This window comes from Bradyrhizobium sp. CSS354, assembly GCF_029051725.1.
Taxonomy (GTDB): Bacteria; Pseudomonadota; Alphaproteobacteria; order Rhizobiales; family Xanthobacteraceae; genus Bradyrhizobium.
This window is the reverse complement of record NZ_JAACFU010000002.1, coordinates 352,283-373,717: the sequence shown is the minus strand read 5'-3', so window position 1 is coordinate 373,717 and position 21,435 is coordinate 352,283. Positions and strand designations below refer to the sequence as shown.

Genomic DNA, 21,435 nt, shown 5'->3' with positions numbered 1-21,435 from the left:
GTGGGCGATCAGCCATCGTCGGGATATTGCCGCCGGACGGCGTGAAACCTAACCGCTGACCTGCCGTTTCCAGATCGCCTCCGCAAGGGCGATATCGGCCACGGAATCTGCGCCGGACGCCAGCGGCGTCCTCCGTTCCACGATATCGGCGACGAATGCATCGGCTTGACGCTGAAACGCCCAACTGGTGTCGCGCGGCAATTGCGTGCGTTGTCCTTGCTGATCGAGGATGACCTCCGCCTCCTGCTCGGCAAAAGGCGGGGGCAATTCGATGGTCAGCGCGCCCCGCTCGAACTTGATGCTCAGTCCCTCGCGCCAAACGCCTTCGGATTCATTCGCGAGTTGCAGCACGCAGGCGACGCCGTCGAAGTCGAGTGTCACGGTCGCCGCGCCCGAGCTCGCAATGGTGCTTTCGGCGACCGCCGGTGACGATCCGAGCACGTAGCGTGCGAGGTTGATGATATGGCTGAACACGTTCAGAAAATTGTCGTAGCCGGGTCGCATCGCGCCCGGCATCCAGTCGGGGCCATCCTGCCAGAGTTCGAGCCCGTCCGGCCGTACCTCGCCGGTCATGACGAAATTGTCCTGCGACCGGCCCGTGCTGCCGCCGAAGCACCAGCCTCGCGTGCCGACAATGCGTCCAAGCGACTGATCCGCTCGCAGGCGCGCCAATTCGGCCATCGCGCGCGCCACCCCGGCGTCGTGACGCTTCATGTAGCCGATGCTGTAGACGCGGTTGTGCCGCCGCGCCGCCTCGGCCAGTGCAACGGCCTGAGCCGTGGTGTAGGCCATCGGCTTTTCCGAGAGCACATGGCGGCCGCTGTTCAACGCATCCAGCACGATCGGGCCGGTGGCGCGACGCTTGGTCACGACGACGACGGCCGACACCTCGCTGTCCGCCAGCAGTTCCCGGTGCGTGCCGTAGACCCGCGCGATGTCGAATTTTTGCGCCGCTGCCGCGGCGAGATCAGGCCGCAGATCCGCGATCGCGACAACGCGGCAGGCGGGATTGGCGACGAAATTGGCGAGGTGGCACATCTGGCCGACCATGCCCGTTCCGATGATGCCAATGCCCGGCCTCACTTGTTAGGACCCTCGAAGCGTTTCCGGAGAACGAGGAAATGCGCCGGCTGTCCCCAGGTGTGGATGAACGCCTGGTCTGACTGGGTGAGGGCGGTAACTGTGGACACGTCCCGTCGCCCGATCGCGCCAAAGATGCGATGGAAACTGTCGAGGGTCGCAATGATGGCATCGAGGTCGGACGCATCGTCGGCGAGAACATCTGTCGTCGGTATCGTCTCGCGCAGCGAAGCGAGGTTCGCGATCACACGGGGCAGGCTGTCGCCGAAGGGATCGTCGATCATCGCGTCGACATCGTGAACCAGAGTCTCGATCGAAGCCGAAATCGCGTCGACCGCTTTGGTCTTGCCGGTCAGATAGAGCTTCCGTCCGCCGAGAAAGCTCAGACGGCTGCGACCGAGGTGGCGCGTCGCGCGCCGCAGCTTCTCGTCGTCGGAGAGAACCTTCTTGTGCCAGTAGACATCCAGGCTGTCGCGATAGGCGGGCCACGCCGAATGGATGTCGAATCCCTGCTCATGTGCCGCCGTGCACAAGGCTCCCGCGTCGAGAAAGTAGCGGTGCCGGACGAAAGGATTTTCGAGCACGTCCATCAGCCAGGATTCGAAGCTGCGCGTGTGCGGAATGCTGTTCCATTTCGCGTCGAACAGCAGCTTCGCCGTTTCGAGTCCGGGACGGCCCGTCAGTGCCTTGCCGGCCGCATGAATCGCCTTGAGCGCGAGTTCGAAGAAGCCGCCGTAGCGCTCGTAGTAGGAAACGACGGCGTAACCGTCCGGATTGAGTAGCCGGTGAAAGATGCCGAGCCAATTTTCAGTCGGTTGTACCGTATAGATGAATCCTTCGGCATCGATGATGTCGAAACGACGATCGCTGCGAAAGCCTTCGACGTCGAACGACACGAGTTCGCGGAGACGTTCCGCTTGGCTGAAATGCGCGAAGTAAGCCTGGATTTTCGCGTGCGCATGCCGGTTCGGCTCGGCGAGCGTCATGTTCGCGCCCCAGCCTGCAAACACCAGCGCGTTCTCGCCGGAATCGGGGCCGAATTCGAGCACGTCTGCATCGCGGAACAACCGCGGCGGCAGCACCAGCTTGTCCGAAAACAACTCGCGCCGCAGGCCGGCATAGGCTCCGAGTTCGGCGGCGGATTTGAAATTCCCGAACGTCGGCAGGACGTCCTGGCGTTCGTAATAGTTGAAGAGCTTGTCCTCAGCCATGCCGCGACCCCGCGGCCGCCTCGAGGCGATCGAGCTCGCTCCAGATGTCCGAGGGCGCGAAGATCGAAACGATGTGGAGCGGACGCTTCACGTTTTCACGTAGTCGGCTACCGACCTTGTCTTCGTTCTCCTGGTTCACGGCCAGAAGACAGACGAGCGGATTCGACTTGCCGGCAAGGTCCTCCGGCGGGCGGATCGGAATGCCGGTCCCGGGCAGGAATAAGCCCTGGCGCTCCTTCTGGTCGTCGACCGAGAGATCGACGAGATCCCCGAGTTCATGGGCATTGGTGAAGGTGCAGGCGCGGCAGCCGGCGCCGTAGATGGCGATTTCGGCCCTGTTGGCGCGGGCCTTGGCGAGGATCGGGCGAAGACGCGCGCCGTACTCCCTGGCGCGCCGACCGAATTTCTCGCCGACGCCGGATGGCGCGGGCGGGGCCGTCACGTCGCGCGTCGCGCGTCGCGCTGCGATCGCGAGACTGCCGCCGCTGAAATTGTATTTCTTCACCGACACCGCCTCGAAGCCGTGGCGCGCCAGCAGCGCGAGCAGCGTCGGCTCGGTGAAGTAGCTGACGTGCTCCTCCCAGAGGACCGAGAGGTCGCCCGCCGTCGAGCCGGGTGCGAAATCAGGTACGTCGATGAACAGCAGCCCGTCGTCGCGCAGCGCGATCTTCACGCAGTCGAAAAAGTTCTCGAAATCGACGATGTGCTCCAGCACCTGGCGCGAGACGACGAGGTCGAACTTGCCGGCCTCGGCAATCGCGTCGTGACACAGCGCCGGGCTGATCATGTCGGCATAGACCTTGATGCCACGCTCGCGGGCGATCTTGCCGGACACCGGGTTGGGCTCGACGCCCACCAAGACCTTCGCACCGCGTTCGCGAAGCCTGTCCATGAACAGGCCGTCATTGCATCCGATCTCGAACACGGATTGGTGGGCTGAGAATTTGGCGATGGTGTCGAGTTCGTCGACCTGGTGCGGCTCCGGCTTCCAGCTGCTGAAATTGTAGTTGAACTGCCGGTACAGAATGTCGGGATCGATCGGCTTGACGATCTGGGGCAGGCCGCACTCGCCACACGCCAGCACCTCGAACGGATACCGTTCCTCCTGTTCGTCGCGGCTGTGCCGAAGCCGATGCGCAATCGGCATCTGTCCGAGGTCGATGACCGGGCGCAAATTGGTCGAATGGCAGAGGCGGCAATGGTCAGTCATCGGTAGAAACCTCTGCTGGAATGGCTCGTGAAGTATGGCGATGGGCCAGATGCTCCGTGGCGAGCGCACCAACCTTGGTGACGTAGTTCTGGACCTCCGCCACATCGCCGCCATCCGGTGCCCAGTCGGGAAACGCCGTGCGGGAGGGATCGAACGGACCGGCGGTGGTTTCGTGAAACACCAGCCACTCCGAGGTGATCAGGATCGAGTGAAACACCTGCTCGGGCATCCGGTAATAGCAGAGCGCGCCCCGGCCGTACGGCGCCATATCGAGCACATCGCGAATGCGGCCGTCGTCCTCGAAGATCACGACCTGCGCAGTGCCCTCGATCAAGTGAAACGATTCAGGTTTGCCAAAATGCTTGTGAGGCCGCACATAGGCCTCGCGCTGATGCACGATCAGCATCTCGTGAAGGTCGGACGAGGGCTCGGGATGCGTGCACAGCCGGCTGCGCAGACGCGGATTGCCGGCAGCGATGCGCTTCAGCTCCGCGATCGTGGCGTCGTCCGCCGTGACGATGGCGTCATCCGAATAATACACTTCGGGATTTTGCGCCCGCAACGAGGCCGGCCGGCGCAGGCCCGTTGCTTCATTCGAAGAAGATGAACCCATGGTCGCCCCGGTAGCCGCATTTGTCGTAGATCCAGGCCCAGGTTTCCGGACCATGGAAACTCAGGCAGGTGAGCTGCCAGTAGAGCAGGTTCGCCTTCTCGCGCTCGTCGCGGAACGATTCCACCATCAGATATTTCGAGGCGCCGCGTCCAACGCGCTCGATCTCCGACACGGCGCGGAAGACGTCCTCGAGCGGAAGATTGTGGAGCACGCCGAGCGACACCACGAGATCGAAGCTATGGTCGGGGTAGGGGAGCTCGACGGCGCTGCCGACCTTCAATTGCGGTCGCACCTCCTCCTTGGCGTTGGCGATGCCATAGTCGGAGATGTCGATGCCTGCGATGGTGAGGCCGGGGACGAGCTGGGTGAATTCGTAGAGCAAATAGCCCTTGCCGCAGCCGACATCCAGTACGCTCATCCCGGGCTTGATGCCGTAGCGGTCGATCAGGGTCTGGGCGAGCGGGCGCCAGCGTCCGTCGTAGCGGTAGCCGCCGTAGCCATAGCGGCGGTCGCCGTCCCAATAGTCGTATCCCCATTGCCGCGCGACGGTGGCGGATTCCGCCTTGTCGTGCTCGACGACCCGCTGAACGTAGTTCCGCTTGGTCGATGCGTGCATCGGCTGGAGCAGGTTGATCTCGGTCATTGTCCTGAACCGGTCCGCGGCATCGTTACAGGATAGTCGCGAATTTGTTGACGAGCAGGATGTCCTCGACGGCTTGTATGTTGTCGCGCGAGGACAGCGTGATCTCCTCGACGGCCGCGTGCAGATCGCAGCCCTCGCTCAGCACGCGGTCATAGATCGCCCGCCGCCGTGCCTCGTCGGGCGGCAGCATGAAGATGCTGTAGAGGATCAGGCCGCGCAAACGCGGCAGCTCGTCGAGGATGTCCTCGAGCACCATGTAGCTGCTGGGCATGGTGTGCTCGGCGGCGCTGAGCAGATAGTGCAGGTTTTTCCGCCGCGCATAGTCGCGGATCACGATGTTCTGGACGTGCTGGGGGGTACGGCTGCCGTTCAGCGGCCGGGCGCCGATATAGCCGCGATGGCCGGCTCGCTCAGCCATGGAAGCCTCCCGGCAGCTTGTACTGCATGCCGACGCGTGTCGCCGGACGCAGCAGGATTGGTTCGAAGAATTCGCCGAATCGCTTGTCCGCATAGGGCGACATGATGCTTTTAAAGCGGCAGTTCATGCTCCAGCGCGAGCCGGCTTCCTCGTTGATGCGATTGCCGTGCATCAGGGTCTGGTTGAACAGCATCACGTGACCGTAGGGAATCTCGATGAAGGTCGCGTGCGGCTTGATGGTCTGGTAGAGTTCCTCGGCGCTGCGCAAGCTGGCCATCCGGTCCTGCATGTCGCCGTTCAGGGATGGCGGCAGCAGATACATCGATTTGGTGCGGTGGACGTCGACCAGGGGTACCCACACCACGACCTCGAACGGGGAGTCGCCCGACCAGACGTCGGAATGGGTGGCGAGCAGCGACGAATCGTCTCCCGGCAGCTGGATGCTGAGATTGACGCGGCGCTGCATGCAGAGCTCGTTGCCGACGATGGTCTCGATCGTCGAGCGCGCGAGACGGAAATAGGTCGGCCGGAACCAGGGCTCGGCATTGAGGCCGTTGAAGACGTGCAGCCGCAGGCCGTTGAGATCATCCACGCTCACCCGCGTGTGGATGGTGTCGAGCATCGCGTAGGGGTCGTTGCCGTGTGGCAGCTTCAGATAGTCCGCCGCGAGCTCGGCGGCGCGCCGCTGGATCCGGTCCAGCCCGGCGCGATGGTCGGCCGGCGTGGTGACGAAGCCGTCGTCGATGAAGCGTTGCGCCAGTGCCTGCTCATCGGCCTCGAGGAAAGCCGTGTCCGTCATGCAAAATACTCCCGGGCGGTCGCGCAAACATAGCTGATATCCGAGGCCGAGAGGAACTGGTTGATGGGAAGCGTGAGGATCTGATCCGCCTGCCGCTCGGTCACCGGAAACGCGCCGCGACCGTGGCCAAGATGCGCCGCCGCCTCCTGGAGGTGGATCGGTACCGGATAATGGATCGCGGTCTCGATACCCTTGTCGGCAAGATATTTCTGGAAGTCGTCGCGACGGTCCGTCTGCACGACAAAGGTGTGGAAGGTGTTGAACTCGATGTTGCGGCAAACCGGGATGAACAGGGGAAGACCGGCGAGTTCGGCGCGGTATTGCGCGGCGTTGCGACGCCGGCGCTCGATGACGGAGGGCAGGTGACGCAAGCGAATGCGAAGCACCTCGGCCTGGACCGTGTCGAGGCGCGACACGATGCCCCATTCCTGAACGTCACTGCGATTGATCAGGCCGTGATTGCGCAGGCGGCGAATTCTCGCGGCAAGCTCGGCATCGGCGGTGACGACGAAGCCGGCGTCGCCCGCGGCATTGAGGTTCTTCAGCGGGTGGGCGGAGAAGCAGCCGAACGTTCCGATGGTCCCGCTCATCCGCCCGTCATAAGTCGAGCCGACGGCCTGCGCGCTGTCCTCGATCACGGCGAGAGCATGCTTGGCGGCGATCGCCATCAGCGGGTTCATGTCGGCCATGCGCCCGGTCAGGTGCACCGGCATGATCGCCCTGGTCCGCGAAGTGACGGCGGCCTCGACTGCGGCGGGATCGATATTCTGGTCCGGCAGCACGTCCGCAAACACGGGCCTGGCGCCGACGGCGATAATGGCCGCGGTCGATGCCACGAACGAATTCGGCGGGGTAATCACCTCGTCCCCGGGACCGATGTTGAGCGCCCTCAAGGACAGGATCAACGCATCGGTGCCGGAATTCAGCGTCACCACATGCGGCGAGCCGAGATAGGTGGCGAGCTCCTCTTCGAGTTTCGCAACGGCCGCGCCGCCGATGAAATCGCCGCGCTGGAATACGCCCTCGACCGCCTGCATGATCTCAACGCGCTCTTCCTCGAATTGCGCGGGAAGATTGACGTAACCGATGCGCCGGCGGCCGGTGTCAGCGTCCATGGCAGAACTTCCGAACGATCTCGATGACGCGGTCCTGCTGGGCGCGCGTCAGATGCTGGTCGACGGGGAAGCTGATGACTTCCTGGGCGTGGCGGTCGGTGACTGGGAACGTCCCCGGCGCGTAGCCGAGGTGCTTGAGGCCCTCCTGCTGATACAGCGGGATGGGATAGTGGATCTTCGCTTCAATGCCGTTGTCCAGGCAGTATTTGTAGAGCTCGTCGCGACGCTCGGCGAACACCATGTAGAGATGGTAGACGTGCTTCACGTTGGGCCGGCGCGGCGGAGTGCGCAGGCCGGGCAGGTCGGCAAGGCCCGAATCGTAATAGGCCGCGTTCTCGATCCGACGGCGCGTGATCTCGCTGGTCTGGCCGATCAGCCAGTTGCCGACCACCGCCTGGAGGGAATCGAGCCGCGAATTGCAGCCGAGGATCGCGATCTCGTCGCGATTCTTCATGCCGTGGTTGCGGATCAGGCGAAGCCGCTCGTTCATCCCGTCGTCGTTGGTGACGACGACGCCGGCATCGCCCCAGACGTTGAGGTTCTTGAGCGGATGCAGGGAGAAGCCGGCCGCGATACCGTGGGTGCCGGACCGTTTTCCCGCGAACTCCGACAGGATGCCCTGGCAGGAATCCTCGACCACGGGGATGTTGTGACGCTGGGCGATCGCCATCAGCTTGCCCATATCGGTGACCTCGCCGGTCAACTGAACCGGCATGATCGCCTTGGTCTTCTCCGTGATCGCGGCTTCGACGTAGTCGACATTCATGCAGAAGGAGTCGTCGCAGTCGACCAGCACCGGCGTCGCGCCGGTCTCGGCGATGGCGCCGACGGTGGCGATGAAAGTGTTGGCGGCCGTGATGACCTCGTCGCCATGGCCGATGCCGAGCGCCTTGAGCGGCAGCTTGAGCGCATCGGTGCCCGATCCGACACCGATGGCATGACGCACGCCGATCAGTTCGGCAAAGCGCCGTTCGAATTCCGCGACCGGCTTGCCCAGGGTGAAGTCACCCGTCGCCACCAGTCGGCCGATCTCGGCCAGGATCGGTGCCGGATCGGAGAATTGCTCGAGCAGATAGGAATATCGAACGTCGTGCATGGGGCCCGTCAGGTGGAATGAAGTTGAGGAGAAGAGGTGGGCGAGGCGATGAGCGCGCGCGCGATCGAGGTCGCAATGGCGTCGGCAGAAAGTCCGTGCTTCTTCAGCAGCGAGTCCTGCGATCCGTAATTGTGCATGAACCGGTCCGGCAGCGACAACCGCAGCATCGCGGGCAGGCCAGAGCCGAGCTTGTCGATCAGCGCCTCGGCGACCGCGCTGCCGAGGCCGCCGGAGGGCACGTGCTCCTCCAGCGTCGCTACTAGCCTGGTGCCCCGGATCGCTTGCAGCAGCGCCTCGGTGTCCAGCGGCTTGACGGTGTGCATGTGCAGGATGCCGGCGCGGATGCCCTGCGCGGCCAGCAAGTCGGCCGCAGCGAGGGCGCGCTGGAGCATGATGCCTGTCGTGACCATGACGACGTCGCCGGGGGGGCGCATCAGGATGGCCTTGCCGATCTCGAAGCCGTGCTCGGCCCTCGAGACGATTGCGTCGCCACCCTTGCCGAGCCGGATGTAGATCGGCCCGGTCCAGTCGAGCGTCTGCTCCATCAGGCGCGCCGCTTCGTCGGCGTCGCACGGGCAGACCACCGTCATGTTCGGCAGCGCCCGCATGATGGCGATGTCCTCGATCGCCTGGTGGGTGGGGCCGAGCGGCGCATAGACCAGCCCGCCGCCGTTGGCGATCAGCCGTACCGGCAGATTGTGCAGGCAGAGATCGACGGCGACTTGCTCGTAGCAGCGGCGGGTCAGGAATGTGGCGATGGTGTTGACGTAGGGCACGAAGCCTTCCATCGCGAGACCGGCCGACATGCCGATGATGTGCGCTTCCGAAATGCCTTCGATCAGGTGGCGCTTGGGAAACTCCTTGCTCATCGCGCGCAAGGTGCCCGCGCCGGGATCGGAGCCGATGTAGAGCACACGCTCGTCGCGCGCGGCGAGCTTGTGGACCATGTTCATCGCGGTGTTGCGCATGAGGAGCCGATCAAAAATCCCCGACGGCGACGCGGATGGCGTCGAGCTCGCTGTCGGTGAGCTTGTTCTTGTGATGCCAATCGGCGTTGGATTCCGCGGCCGGCAGACCCTTGCCCTTGACAGTATGGCAGATGACCGCGGTGGGCTTTCCCGGAACGGCCGGGACCTGCTTCAGCACGGTGCGCAGGGCGCCGACGTCGTGGCCGTTGAGCTCCTGGACGGCAAAGCCGAAGCTGCGCCATTTATCCGCGAGCGGCTCCAGCGGCAGGACGTAGTCGGTGGGCCCGTAGCTCTGCAGCTTGTTGTAGTCGATCAGCGCGACAAGATTGTCGAGCCCGTGCTTGGCCGCGCCCATGGCAGCTTCCCACACCGATCCTTCGTTGATCTCGCCGTCGCCAAGCAGGACGAAGGTGCGGTAGGTGCGCTCGCGCAGGCGCGCGGCGAGCGCCAGGCCGACACCGATCGACAGGCCGTGTCCGAGCGCGCCGGTCGAGGCCTCGATCCCCGGCACCATTCCGTATTCGGGATGTCCGCCCAGAATGCTGTCGGGGCCGCAGAAACCGTCCAGCTCCGACAGCGGAAAGAAGCCGCGATCGGCCAACAGCGCATAGAGCGCCAGACACCCGTGTCCCTTGCTGAGGATCGCGCGATCGCGGGCCGGATCGCGCGGGTTGCTGGGATCAATCCGCAGCACGTCATCGTAGAGCACGCGGACCATCTCGATCAGCGACAATGCCGGACCGACATGTCCGCGCCCCGCGGAGCGGACAGACCCCAAGACCAGGCGGCGCAGATAAAGGCTGCGCTCATCCAGCGTGCAGGTGAGGGCGGCTTCAGCGTGGGGTGAGATCTGGGTCACTTCGGTAAATCGGTTGGGCGAATCGTCTGGTGAAGTCGGCGGGCTTTGTCGAGCTGACCGGCGAGGCGGATCCTAACATCGCCACCTTGCGCAGCCATTGCGCGCCGGGAGCGGCTGTCCGGCAAATAGGCGTTCAGGACAATCAGGCACCAGATTCCCTTGAACACAGGATACAGTACGTCACGTCGGATCGCAAACGCGTCATCGCTCGCCTCGAAGGCGCGCGACAGCCGTTCGATCAAGCGATTCGCGCTCGCCTCGGGCAGATCGCTGCCGGGGTGAATGGCGGTGTCGGACATGAGCTTGACCGGATCGTCCCAGCCGAAATATTCGAAGTCGATGAATCGCAAGCGCCCGTCTTCGGCGCGCAGTGCGTTGTGCAGTCCGAAATCGGACGGACTCAGCGCGCGATGGGTGGGCGCAAGGTCCGCTGCGGGATTCCGACCGAGTTCCGCGTAGCGCCGGCGGAGCTGCCGAATCGCAACGACCGTGCTGGGAACCAGGCTGCCTTCCATGAACGCGCGCAGGTCAGGATGATCATCCGAAGCCCGCCTCAATGCGTCCAGGCGCTGTTCGTACTGGGCGATGGCCGCTTCGGGCGAAAAGATGCTGGCCGAGGCGTTGCGCAAATTCTGCGCGTCTTCGGCCTCGCGCAGCTTCTGCAGCTCGATGAGGAAATCGGCGAGCTGATCGGCATCGTCGCCTTGGGGGCGCAGCACTGCGGCCTCGCCGTCGAACCATTGGTACAGCGCGCAGAACGCATCTGCGTCCTTCGCGACCGGCCGCGGTGTCGACGTGATGCCGTGGCGCGCCAGGAACGAGAGTGCATCATACTCCTGTCCCAGGCGATCGCGTCCGTCGGACGGATAATGCTTGAGGGCGAGGGGCGGTCCATCCGCCATCTCCAGCCGAAAAACCCTGTTGTTGCCGCCGGACCGTGCCGGCTGGGCGGACGCGACACGCGCGCCGGCCAGGCGGCTGCCGATCGCCATCGCATCCGGCGCGGTGATGTCGGTCCCGTTCATGCCGCAAACACCTCGCGGCGGATGTCGGCCCATGTTCCGATCGGCTTGCAGTGTTCGGGGTGGGGAGGCTGCGACCGCGTGAACAGGATCGATCGCGTGGCCTTCGGAAAATGCGGTTGCTCGAAGACATCGACGAGGTCGTCGATGAAGACGTCGAGCTTCAGGCTCACGAGCCTCTCGACCTTGGCGGGCAGTGTGTCCTCGAAATAGATGTCGCCGATGGCCAGCGCCGCATCCGCGGCGTCGATCAGGCTGGCTCCCCGCAGCCAGCCACGGGCGGCGTCACGCAGGTCGGTGCGGTCGGGGTCCTGATGACCGAATCGGGTCTTGTGGCTGACGATGCAGACCTTCGAGCCGGCCTGCTTGCACGCCGCCAGGAATTCCCGCACTCCCGGATAGATTTCGGCGCCGCCAATTCCCTTGCCGTAGACGAAGCCCTGCAGTCCTTGCCAGGCGAGCTCGCCGCCCGCGCGGGACCGGAGATGATCCCGGAGGTCGGTCTTCAGCCCCTCCCACCCTTCCGGCACCAGCCCACGCTGACGCGCGACGGCGGCAAAGACCTTGTCGTAGCAGATGATCGTGTTGTCGAAATCGATGCCGATCCGCACGCCGCTCACTTCAGGCTGATGTTCTGCATCATCTTGATGTTGAAGTACCGGGGGTCGTTGAGCGAGTTCGGCAGGCGGCCGCCCTTGAAGGCGTTGACGAGGCCGGACACGGCCTGCTCGATTGTGTGGGTCGGCGCAAAGCCGAGCTCGCGGCGGATCTTCTCCGAAGAGACGTGGTAGGAGCGGAGATCGTCGGTCGGCTCGACGACGACGTCGACATTGCTGCCGACCACCGACTTGACGATGTCCGCGATCTTCATCAGCGAATGGTTCTCGTAGCCGATATTGTAGGTCTTGCCGTCGATCTTTGCGTCATCCTGCTGGAGCAGGAACAGATAGGCGGCTGACATGTCCTCGATGTGCAAATTGGGTCGGCGCTGCGTTCCGCCGAACACGCGGATGCGGCCGGTGTTGACTGCGAGATTTGTCAGGATGTTCACGACGACGTCGAGCCGCTGCCGCGGTGCGTAGCCGCAGACGGTGGCGGGACGAACCGTGCAGGTGACGAAACCGGACGCGGCCTCGTCGGCAAGGTCGGTCTCGCACATCGCCTTGAACTTCGAGTAGTCCGTGAGCGGCTCGCAGGACAGGTCCTCGGTCACCTCGGCTTCGTCCTTGATGCCGTAGACGCTGGACGAAGAGGCATAGATGAAGCGCTTGATGCCCGCCTTCTTGGCGGCGCGCACCATCGGCCGGAAGCAGTCGTAATTGATGGACTTGCCGAGCCCCGGGTCCAGTTCGAACGACGGGTCGTTGGAGATGCAGGCGAGGTGGATGACGGCGTTGTTGCCGCGCAGGGCCTCGTTGATCGCGGCTTCGTCACGGATGTCGCCCTTGATCAGGCGCAAATTGGGATTGTTGCGGACGGCATCGAACACGTCCTCGCCATACATGAACAGGTCGAGCACGGTGACCTTGTGGCCCGCAGCGAGCAACTGGGGAACCAGCACGCTGCCGACATAGCCGGCACCACCGGTGACCATCACATTCCATTTTTGACCAATCACTGTCGTTCTCCAGTATCTGCCGTCGCGCTACTTCAACAACGCGGTGACGAACTTGACCAGCGGCACCTTCTCGACCGAGCTGCGGTGGCCGACGATCCCGACCTTGATCGCTCCGGCTGCGTTGCCGATGAAGGCGACGTCCTCGATGTTGCCGCCGGCAGCGACCAGCGGCGCGGTGATCGTCAGGAAGGCGTCGCCCGCGCCGACGGTATCGACGACGGTCTTGGTGAAGGCGGGGACGCGCGTGACGCCGGTTTTCGACGAGAAGGGGTAGCAGCCGAAGGAGCCGTGCGTGATGATCATGTTGTCGCAATCGATCTTGCCGTGCAGGCCGGCCTCGATCACGGACGCGATGTCGCTGAACTTGTCGGTTGCAGCCAGACGCGCCTCCGGCGCATCGATGCAGATGTAGTCGGCCCGCGGATATCTCGTGATCAAATTGTAGCCGTGATTGCCGCTGTTGCTCTGGGCATTGACCGCCAGGAATTTGGAATTGGCGATCAGGGTGTCGATCGTGCTCGACGCGATCATGCCGTGACCGAAATCGGTGGCGATCACTACGTCCGCGCCACGCACGCGCTCCGTCGTGATACGGTCGATCTCCTTCCGATCGGCCTCGTCGAGCGGCGTATCGTCCATGGTGTAGACTTCGAACAGCTTGTGCAGATATCCGAGCTCGACGTACCGCGATTTGCGGGTCGTCGGACGGCCCTGAAGGCGGATCGGCGTCAACGTGACGTTCGGGCGGACATGCGCGCGAATGAACTCCTCAGGGTAGTCGTTGCCACCCAGCGTCGTGACGACCTCCACCGACTTGCAGAAGCTCGCGACATGGTTTGCCGCGGCAATGACGCCGCCGGCAAATTGCTCGCCGCTCTTGAACAGCGTGGCGACGATGTTTTCCTTCGAGGCCTTTCCGAGCGCCGTGACGTACTGGTATTCGTCGATGATGGTGTCGCCGACCAGCACGACGTGCATGTCCTGCACTTTGTCGATCAGCTTCAGCAGGCGATCGGCGCCGCCACCTTCACGGACTTTTTGCAGGTAGTCGCGGAGTGGAGGATCGTAGATGTCGAAATACCGGTTCACCAGCGACGAGGAGCTGAATGTCACGTCGCGGGTGAACACGATGCGTCCGCCGTGACGCTCGACGGCGTCGCGCTCGGTCCGGATCTTGCCGGTCACGTCGTCTTCGGGATTTTCGTAGTCGGACCCCTTCACATAGATGTCCGGCCGCACCGTATCCAGGATCGGCTCGGCGCTGGAGGTGTGATTGATGCCGACCCAATCGACGGTCGCGAGCGAGGCCAGCATCTCGGCTCGCATGTTTTCGGGGAAGATCGGCCGACCGGGTCCCTTGTTGACGTAACGGTCGGCGGTGATCGTCACCATGACGACGTCGCCCTCGTTGCGCGCCGCCTGGATGTGCCTGATATGGCCGAGATGCACGAGATCGAAGACGCCGTGGCAGAGTGCAACCTTCCGGCCCCGCGCCTGCGCGGACCGCGCGATCTCGCCCAATTGCTCGATCGTCTTGATCTTTTCGTGCGCCGCCAGTTGGTCGTTCAACGCGGGATTGTCGGTCGGAAGATTGCCCATGTGAATAACCCAAAGCGCCGGCCGGACTCAGCCGGGCGGCCCGGAATTGATCGATTCGCGGCAACAATACCCGGTGAACCTGTTCACTGGCTTGCCTTCTGCGGTGCGCCGGACGCCGCGTCGGTGTTGTCCCCGAGATATTTGAACCAGTCCTTCGTGGCGTCCGCGATCTTGTCCACCGTCCACAAGGGAGCGTCCTTGTACTGATCCATCGACTTCAGCATCGTCGCGACCCCGTCCTCAAATTTTACCCTCGGCGTCCATTTCAGGATCCGCTTGATCTTGGTGATGTCGGCATAGGTGCAATCGGGCTCGCCGGGACGCTTGGGAATGTGGACCTTGTCGCCGCCGAGAAGCTCGACCAGCCGGTTGACACTGTAGGTGTTGTCGGAGCCGACGTTGAAAATTTCGTTCGAGACGTCGGAGCGCGCAGCGGTCACGAAAGCGTCGGCGACATCGCTGACGAAGGTGAAGTCGCGGGTCTGCTCGCCGTCGCCAACCACCGTGAAGGGCTTGCCGGCGAGCTTCTGCGCCATGAACACGCCGAACACGGCGCCGTAGGTGCCCGTGGTGCGATGGCGCGGCCCGTACACGTTGAACAGGCGCAGCGCGACCGCGGGCAGCTTGTAGACCTGGCACCAGTGCATGACGCACTGCTCGCCGAGATTCTTGGTGAGGGCATAGGGATACATCGGGCGGATCTCGGCGCTCTCCGGCGTCGGATAGACGTCCGGAATTCCGTAGCAGGACGACGACGCGGCATAAACGAAGCGGCTGACGCCGGCCTGCCGTGCAGCCTCGAGAACGTTCACGGTGCCGTCGACATTGGCGCGGTGATAGGGGATCGGGGACTCGATCGAGGGAACGATGTCGGCCAGCGCGGCGAGATGGAACACCCAGTCGATGCCGTCGAAATGCGGCTTGATCGATTCGAGTTCGGTGACGTCGGCCCGCACGACTTTCAGTCGATTCGAATCGATGCGCGAGGCCAGATTTTCGGGGCGTCCGATCACGAAATTATCGAGCGCGATGACCTCGTGGCCATCGTCGAGGAGGCGGTCGAGGAGGTGACTGCCGATGAAGCCGGCGCCACCAGTAACGATGCATTTCATAGGAACATCCGTGATGCGAATGCCCAGCGAAACAGGCTCGCCAATGTTGAGTGAAGGTGGAAACCGAATCGGCTGCTGATAGACTTCGAAGGTAATATACCTTTGCAATCCCTGGTGATAGCCGGTATCAGGACGTCATGTCGCCGTCGAGCTGCCAACCTATGCCTGTGGAGCCCATCGATCCCGATCACAAGGCTTTCCTCGACGATTATGTGGGGCGCCTCCATCGCGCGACGGCAATTGACGACGGGATTTTCGCCAGGATTTCCGCCACCCGCACGGCCTGGTTGCGCGCGCGCGAGCAGGGCGGCCGCGTCATCTTCATCGGCAATGGAGGCTCGGCCGGCATCGCCTCCCATCTCGCGATCGATCTGGCGAAGAACGCATCAGTGCCCGCACTCTGCTTCAGCGATGCCAGCATGATTTCGTGCCTTGCCAATGATTACGGTTTCGAGGACTGGCTTGCGCATGCTGTGAGGCTGAGCGCCCGCGCTGGCGATTGCCTCGTCGCGATCAGCTCGTCGGGACGCTCGAAGAACATTCTCAATGCGGTCGCGCAGGCGCGGACGATGAACCTCGATGTGATCACGCTGTCGGGCATGAACGCGGAGAATCCCCTGCGCAATCTCGGCGACGTCAATTATTACGTCGACAGCCGCAGCTACAACATCGTCGAGACCACGCATCAGTTCTGGATGATGGCCGCGATCGACCTCATCATCGGTCGGGCGGAATATCCGGCGTCCTGAGGCGGTGCCGTCGATCTGATCACCACGGGGTGAGATTGCCTCACCTGTTCGCATGTCTCCGTCTTACGGTCCTACGATGAAAAACCTGTTCTACGTCCGTCATACCTGCCGCCTCTGTCATTCGGACAAGCAAGAGCTTGTCGTCCCGATGGCAGGCATGCCCATTGGCACGCCGAACTTCCAGGTGCCGGATGCAAGCGTCGACGATCCCGTCTTTCGGGCCGCGGTGCCGATGGCGCTGCACCTGTGCGCGGACTGCGGCCATCTGCAGATTCTCCACGTCGGCAATCCAGAGATCCAGTACCGAAACTACGTCTATACCACGTCGCTCTCGCTTGGCCTGCGGGAGCACTTCGCGGGCTACGCCAACGACGTCGTCAGCCGGTTCGCCATCGCGCCGGGCTCGCTGGTCGTCGAGCTCGGCAGCAACGACGGATCGCTGCTCGGTTTCTTTAAGGAGCGCGGCATGCGGGTGCTGGGTGTCGATCCCGCCGTCGACATCGCGCGGCGTGCGACGGAAGCGGGAATCGAGACTATCGGCGATTTCTTCACCGATGCCATCGGTCGCCGCATCCTGCAAAGCCATGGCGCGGCCAGCGTCGTAATCGCCAACAACATGATCGCCAATGTCGACAATCTAGACCCGCTGGTGATCGGGGTTCGCGACGTGCTTGCGCCGGACGGGCTGTTCGTTTTCGAAACGCAGTATTGCGTCGACGTCACCGAGAAGAACCTTCTCGACACCGTCTACCACGAGCATCTGTCGTATTTTAACATCAAGCCGCTGACACGCTTCTTCGCGCGGCTTGGCATGGAATTGATCGACGTCCAGCACATCGAGACCAAGGGCGGCTCGATCCGGGTGACGGTGCAGCGTACCGGCGGCGCGAAGAAGCCGTCCGCGGAGGTCGCCCGCTTCATCGCCGAGGAAGACCGGCTCGGCGTCGACCGGTCGGCCTACTATGTGCCCTATGCGAAGAGGATCGCCGCCATCCGCGACGAGCTGGTCGCGATGGCCGATGCCGCCCATGCGCGCGGCCAGCTCGTGGCCGGCTACGGCGTCTCGGTGGGGACCACGACCCTGCTGCCGCAGTTCGGCCTGGAGAACAAGATCGATTTCCTGGTGGACGACGACCCCAAGAAGGGGAACGTGATGGCCGGCCCTGGGTACGACATCCCGATACTGCCGCCCGCCGCCCTTTACGAGCGCAAGCCGGCGTTCGTCGTCGTCTTCGCCTGGCGCTATGTGGATCCGATCCGGGCCAAGCACGCCGGCTATTTCGCAGAGGGCGGAAAGTTCGTTGTGCCGTTGCCGGGCATTTCGACGATCGACCGGGCGGACTGACCTTGAGAGTCGCCAAAGGGGCGGCAGGTGAGGGGCGCCGGTGGTGTCGTCCTGCAAGGAACCGGCTGCGGCCTTGGGACGGCGCATTGCAGGCGGCAGATAAGCCCTTGATCGGCCTGATCTCTGGTTGGTCGCCCGCGGAGGTCGTTTTGCGCGCGCAGGGCCGCCCTATCTTGACCTTTGGCCCCATCCGCAGTAGATACCGCGCACTCGCAGCCGGCCCGTTAGACGCGGATCTCCGGCGCGGCTTTGAAATCCCCGAACAATCGAGCCCGGTTTCCGGCTCATCCTTCGAGACAGAGGGCTGGGCCAACGGCGGCTGTTCGGATCCCTGAAATTCATTCGCGTCTGTCGACGGACGTTGGACATCAAACGATGGCAGTCAGCCCGTTCAAGTTCTTGCAGGAGGTCCGCTCGGAGACCGCCAAGGTCACCTGGCCGACCCGCCGTGAGACCACGATCACCACCATCATGGTGTTCGTCATGGTCGCCGTGGCCTCGATCTTCTTCTTCGCCGCCGACCAGATCATCCGCGTCCTCATCACCTTCCTTCTGGGCATTCACTGATGGCAACAGCAACGGCTCAATTGTCTGACAAGCGCTGGTACATCGTCCACGCCTATTCGAACTTCGAGAAGAAGGTCGCCGAATCGATCCGCGAGCAGGCCAAGCAGCGCGGGCTCGAGGAGCTGTTCGAGCTGGTGTTGGTTCCGACCGAGAAGGTCACGGAAGTGCGCCGCGGCCGCAAGATCGACGCTGAGCGCAAGTTCTTCCCGGGCTACGTGCTGGTGAAGATGAAGCTGACCGACGAGGCGTTTCATCTGATCAAGAACACGCCGAAGGTGACCGGCTTCCTCGGCGCGGAAAACAAGCCGATGCCGATCTCGGAAGCCGAGGCCATGCGCATTTTGCACCAGGTGCAGGAGGGCGTGGAGCGGCCGAAGGCGTCGGTATCGTTCGAGATCGGCGAGAACGTGCGCGTGGCCGACGGCCCGTTTGCCTCGTTCTCGGGTGTGGTCGAAGAAATCGACGAGGCGCGCTCGCGCGTGAAGGTCGCGGTGTCGATCTTCGGCCGCGCCACGCCGGTCGAACTGGAATTCGGTCAGGTCGAGAAGGTCTGATCGCGTAGGCGTGAGACTTCGGTCTCGCGCAACAAGAGGCCGTGGGAGGGAGAGGGCGGTTGCCAGCCGCATCCGACCCAGACCACGAACCTGAAACCGCCGGCCCAGGCCGGCCCAACAGGAGTGATACATGGCAAAGAAAGTGACCGGATACCTGAAGCTTCAGGTCCCGGCCGGTGCGGCGAATCCTTCGCCCCCGATCGGTCCCGCGCTCGGTCAGCGCGGTCTCAACATCATGGAGTTCTGCAAGGCGTTCAACGCCCAGACCCAGAAGGAAGAGAAGAATACCCCGATTCCCGTCGTGATCACGATCTACGCCGATCGTTCATTCACGTTCGAGATGAAGACGCCGCCCATGTCCTTCTTCCTCAAGCAGGCTGCCAAAATCCAGTCCGGCTCCAAGGCGCCGGGCCGTGACAAGGCGGGTGCGGTGACCAAAGCGCAGGTGCGCGAGATCGCCGAGAAGAAGATGAAGGATCTCAATTGCGACTCGATCGAGTCGGCCATGAAGATGGTCGAGGGCTCTGCCCGTTCGATGGGTCTGGAAGTGGCGGGGTAAGGGCTCATGGCAATCGGAAAGCGTTTGAACAAAGCCCGCGAAGGTATTGATCGCGAAAAGCTTTACCCGCTCGCGGACGCCATCAAGATGGTCAAGGAACGCGCGAAAGCGAAGTTCGACGAGACCATCGAGGTCGCGATCAACCTCGGCGTCGATCCGCGTCACGCCGACCAGATGGTCCGCGGTGTCGTGACCCTGCCGAACGGCACTGGCCGTACGCTCCGCGTTGGCGTGTTCGCCCGCGGCGCCAAGGCCGACGAGGCCAAGGCCGCGGGTGCCGATGTCGTCGGCGCCGAGGACCTGGTCGAGAAGGTGCAGAACGGCACGATCGATTTCGACCGCTGTATCGCAACCCCCGACATGATGCCGCTGGTCGGCCGCCTTGGTAAGGTGCTCGGCCCGCGCGGCCTGATGCCGAACCCGAAGATCGGCACCGTGACCATGGACGTCACCGGTGCGGTGAAGGGTGCCAAGGGCGGCTCGGTCGAGTTCCGCGTCGAGAAGGCCGGCATCCTGCAGGCTGGTGTTGGCAAGGCCTCGTTCACCGAGGAAAAACTGGTCGAGAACATCAAGGCCCTGGCGGACGCTGTCTCCAAGGCCAAGCCGGCCGGTTCCAAGGGCACCTACATCCAGCGCGTTGCGGTGTCCTCGTCGATGGGCCCCGGCGTGAAGGTCGAGCCGGGCACCATTCTCGGCTAAGGTCTGGAAATGACATGAGGCGAGGGGCGGAATTGGGCAACCGATTCCGCCCTTCGTCATTTGTGACTGCGTTCACCGGAAACAAGAACAATGACTGACAAGGTCCTGATCTACTCGCGCTTTCCCAAGACGATGATGGCGCGCTTCGCCGAGCGGTTCGAGCTGCTCGACACCGTCGGCAAGCCGGCGCGAGAGGTGTTTTCGGCCGACGAACTCGGCGGCATCCGCGCGGTTCTCACCGCCGGCGGCACGCCGCTGGGCGCGGAGGCGATGGACCTGTTTCCGAAGCTCGGTGCAATCGTCTGCTACGGCACTGGCTATGACGGTGTTGACCTGAAGGCCGCTGCTGCCCGCGACATCGCGGTCGGACATAGCCCGGGCGCCAATGCGGCCTCGGTCGCCGACATCGCGATGACCCTGATGCTCGCGACGACGCGGCGAATCCTGGTGGCCGACCAGTACGTCCGAAGCGGCGATTGGGCCGCGTCAAAGCCCTCGCCGATGATGCGCCCGCAGGTGGGCATGCCGGGCCGCCGCATCGGCATCTACGGCATGGGCGAGATCGGCCGCAAGATCGCAGCGCGCTGCGCATCCTTCGAGAGCGAGGTCGGCTATTTCAGCCGCAGCAAATACGATCTGCCCTATCAATATTTCCCCACGCTGGAGGCGCTCGCCGACTGGTGCAGCGTGTTGATGATCGCGGTCCGGGCAGGAGCCGAGACCCAGCATGCCGTCGGCTCCGATATTCTCAAGCGCCTCGGGGCGGACGGTTATGTCGTCAACATCTCCCGCGGCTCGGTGATCGACGAGAAAGCCCTGGTGCTGGCGCTCACCGAGAAGACCATCGCCGGCGCGGGTCTCGACGTCTACGACAAGGAGCCGCACGCCCCGGACGCGCTGACGGCGCTGCCCAACGTCGTGTTCGCCCCCCATATCGGCGGCCACACCCTGGAATCGCACGTCGCCATGCAGAACTGCGTGCTGGCGAACCTGAGCGCGTTTTTCGAGGGCAAGCCGCTGCCTTACGGGGTCAAATGAGCCTGAATCGGCCCTTGTCGGCCCGGGTCAAGCGCCTGCGGCAACGGATTGGAACTGGTGTGAATTTTGCTCTTGGCAAGCAGGCTCCGAGCGGTTAAAGAACCGCTTCCGGACGCACCGGCCTTGGCTGGCGCGTTCGTGCACGCATTCCGAAAACAAGCGATGGAGATCATTCCTTTTCAGGACGTCCGTGAGGATTGGCTGGAAAAGGAGGGAAATTCGTCGGGCGTGGGATGCGGGCAGAGGTCGGGCGGTTCGCCGGCTGACCTTGTCCTGTCCAAGACTGCAGGCGCCTGCGGGGAATTTCGATTTCTCAACGGCTTAATCGCATGGCCTGCATAGACGGGTGAAGACCGGATTTCACGTCGTGACCACCTTAGGGTCGGTTGCGGAATGGGTTTGGTTCGGACCTCGACACGCCGTGGGCTCTAACGGGCTCCCGGAGGGCAGGCTTTGAATTGTCGTCTTGCCCGGCGTGTCCGATGGGTCTTGGCCCTGAGGTTCAGGTTTGGGCGGGACGATGGGTGCAACCCGGCGGTCCCGCTTTCGCGATGACCGCCA

At 63.5% G+C, this 21,435-nt stretch carries 23 protein-coding genes; 7 read left to right on the top strand and 16 right to left on the bottom strand.

Going from position 1 to position 21,435, the window contains the following annotated elements; translation table 11 throughout:
- Positions 1–48: 48 nt before the first annotated feature.
- From GWG67_RS05685 to GWG67_RS05610, 16 genes are all read right to left on the bottom strand, one after another.
- Entirely contained in the window at positions 49–1,083 is a 1,035-nt protein-coding gene (locus GWG67_RS05685; protein WP_275168129.1) for a Gfo/Idh/MocA family protein, read from the bottom strand.
- On the bottom strand, positions 1,080–2,291 hold the full coding sequence (locus GWG67_RS05680; RefSeq protein WP_275168128.1) for a class I SAM-dependent methyltransferase: 1,212 nt from the start codon (positions 2,289–2,291) through the stop codon (positions 1,080–1,082). Before GWG67_RS05680 ends, GWG67_RS05685 begins: the two co-directional genes overlap by 4 nt.
- Positions 2,284–3,501: a class I SAM-dependent methyltransferase gene (locus GWG67_RS05675; protein ID WP_275168127.1), complete on the bottom strand. Its 1,218-nt coding sequence runs from the start codon at positions 3,499–3,501 to the stop codon at positions 2,284–2,286. The genes GWG67_RS05680 and GWG67_RS05675 overlap by 8 nt, the downstream gene beginning before the upstream one ends.
- A complete protein-coding gene (locus tag GWG67_RS05670; RefSeq protein ID WP_275168125.1) occupies positions 3,494–4,114 on the bottom strand; it encodes a WbuC family cupin fold metalloprotein in 621 nt (206 codons plus the stop codon). The genes GWG67_RS05675 and GWG67_RS05670 overlap by 8 nt, the downstream gene beginning before the upstream one ends.
- On the bottom strand, positions 4,092–4,757 hold the full coding sequence (locus GWG67_RS05665; protein WP_275168124.1) for a class I SAM-dependent methyltransferase: 666 nt from the start codon (positions 4,755–4,757) through the stop codon (positions 4,092–4,094). Before GWG67_RS05665 ends, GWG67_RS05670 begins: the two co-directional genes overlap by 23 nt.
- 25 nt (positions 4,758–4,782) lie before the next feature.
- Positions 4,783–5,175 (bottom strand): LIC12192 family sporadic carbohydrate cluster protein, encoded by a 393-nt coding sequence (locus GWG67_RS05660; protein WP_275168123.1) that lies wholly within the window; start codon positions 5,173–5,175, stop codon positions 4,783–4,785.
- Complete coding sequence (locus GWG67_RS05655; RefSeq protein ID WP_275168121.1) at positions 5,168–5,974, bottom strand: sporadic carbohydrate cluster 2OG-Fe(II) oxygenase; 807 nt, start codon at positions 5,972–5,974, stop codon at positions 5,168–5,170. The genes GWG67_RS05660 and GWG67_RS05655 overlap by 8 nt, the downstream gene beginning before the upstream one ends.
- A complete protein-coding gene (locus GWG67_RS05650) occupies positions 5,971–7,089 on the bottom strand; it encodes a DegT/DnrJ/EryC1/StrS aminotransferase family protein (protein WP_275168120.1) in 1,119 nt (372 codons plus the stop codon). The genes GWG67_RS05655 and GWG67_RS05650 overlap by 4 nt, the downstream gene beginning before the upstream one ends.
- Entirely contained in the window at positions 7,079–8,185 is a 1,107-nt protein-coding gene (locus GWG67_RS05645) for a DegT/DnrJ/EryC1/StrS aminotransferase family protein (protein ID WP_275168119.1), read from the bottom strand. Before GWG67_RS05645 ends, GWG67_RS05650 begins: the two co-directional genes overlap by 11 nt.
- 8 nt (positions 8,186–8,193) lie before the next feature.
- On the bottom strand, positions 8,194–9,153 hold the full coding sequence (locus GWG67_RS05640) for a transketolase family protein (RefSeq protein WP_275168118.1): 960 nt from the start codon (positions 9,151–9,153) through the stop codon (positions 8,194–8,196).
- Positions 9,154–9,163: 10 nt separating this feature from the next.
- Positions 9,164–10,012, bottom strand: coding sequence for a transketolase (locus GWG67_RS05635; protein ID WP_275168117.1), 849 nt, complete (start codon positions 10,010–10,012; stop codon positions 9,164–9,166).
- Positions 10,009–11,037, bottom strand: a complete 1,029-nt coding sequence (locus GWG67_RS05630; protein WP_275168116.1) for an aminoglycoside phosphotransferase family protein — start codon at positions 11,035–11,037, stop codon at positions 10,009–10,011. Before GWG67_RS05630 ends, GWG67_RS05635 begins: the two co-directional genes overlap by 4 nt.
- Positions 11,034–11,645: a hypothetical protein gene (locus tag GWG67_RS05625; RefSeq protein ID WP_275168115.1), complete on the bottom strand. Its 612-nt coding sequence runs from the start codon at positions 11,643–11,645 to the stop codon at positions 11,034–11,036. Before GWG67_RS05625 ends, GWG67_RS05630 begins: the two co-directional genes overlap by 4 nt.
- 5 nt (positions 11,646–11,650) lie before the next feature.
- On the bottom strand, positions 11,651–12,652 hold the full coding sequence (locus GWG67_RS05620; RefSeq protein WP_275168114.1) for an NAD(P)-dependent oxidoreductase: 1,002 nt from the start codon (positions 12,650–12,652) through the stop codon (positions 11,651–11,653).
- Positions 12,653–12,679: 27 nt separating this feature from the next.
- Positions 12,680–14,251 (bottom strand): PfkB family carbohydrate kinase, encoded by a 1,572-nt coding sequence (locus GWG67_RS05615; RefSeq protein WP_275168113.1) that lies wholly within the window; start codon positions 14,249–14,251, stop codon positions 12,680–12,682.
- 83 nt (positions 14,252–14,334) lie between these two features.
- Positions 14,335–15,363, bottom strand: a complete 1,029-nt coding sequence (locus GWG67_RS05610) for an SDR family oxidoreductase (RefSeq protein WP_275168112.1) — start codon at positions 15,361–15,363, stop codon at positions 14,335–14,337.
- Between the two features lie 161 nt (positions 15,364–15,524).
- On the opposite strand from GWG67_RS05610, the gene GWG67_RS05605 reads away from it, so the two are divergent.
- The 7 genes from GWG67_RS05605 to GWG67_RS05575 all read left to right on the top strand — a co-directional run bounded on the left by GWG67_RS05605 (position 15,525) and on the right by GWG67_RS05575 (position 20,874).
- Positions 15,525–16,112, top strand: coding sequence for an SIS domain-containing protein (locus tag GWG67_RS05605; RefSeq protein WP_275168111.1), 588 nt, complete (start codon positions 15,525–15,527; stop codon positions 16,110–16,112).
- Between the two features lie 52 nt (positions 16,113–16,164).
- Positions 16,165–17,457 (top strand): class I SAM-dependent methyltransferase, encoded by a 1,293-nt coding sequence (locus GWG67_RS05600; RefSeq protein ID WP_342761016.1) that lies wholly within the window; start codon positions 16,165–16,167, stop codon positions 17,455–17,457.
- Positions 17,458–17,832: 375 nt separating this feature from the next.
- Positions 17,833–18,024 (top strand): preprotein translocase subunit SecE, encoded by a 192-nt coding sequence (gene secE / locus GWG67_RS05595; RefSeq protein WP_007602984.1) that lies wholly within the window; start codon positions 17,833–17,835, stop codon positions 18,022–18,024.
- Positions 18,024–18,578 (top strand): transcription termination/antitermination protein NusG, encoded by a 555-nt coding sequence (gene nusG, locus GWG67_RS05590; RefSeq protein WP_007602985.1) that lies wholly within the window; start codon positions 18,024–18,026, stop codon positions 18,576–18,578. The genes secE and nusG overlap by 1 nt, the downstream gene beginning before the upstream one ends.
- A 130-nt stretch (positions 18,579–18,708) precedes the next feature.
- Complete coding sequence (gene rplK, locus GWG67_RS05585; protein WP_007602986.1) at positions 18,709–19,137, top strand: 50S ribosomal protein L11; 429 nt, start codon at positions 18,709–18,711, stop codon at positions 19,135–19,137.
- A 6-nt stretch (positions 19,138–19,143) separates the two neighbouring features.
- Complete coding sequence (gene rplA, locus GWG67_RS05580; protein ID WP_007602988.1) at positions 19,144–19,836, top strand: 50S ribosomal protein L1; 693 nt, start codon at positions 19,144–19,146, stop codon at positions 19,834–19,836.
- A 90-nt stretch (positions 19,837–19,926) separates the two neighbouring features.
- Positions 19,927–20,874 (top strand): 2-hydroxyacid dehydrogenase, encoded by a 948-nt coding sequence (locus tag GWG67_RS05575; protein ID WP_275168108.1) that lies wholly within the window; start codon positions 19,927–19,929, stop codon positions 20,872–20,874.
- The last annotated feature ends 561 nt before the right edge of the window (positions 20,875–21,435 follow it).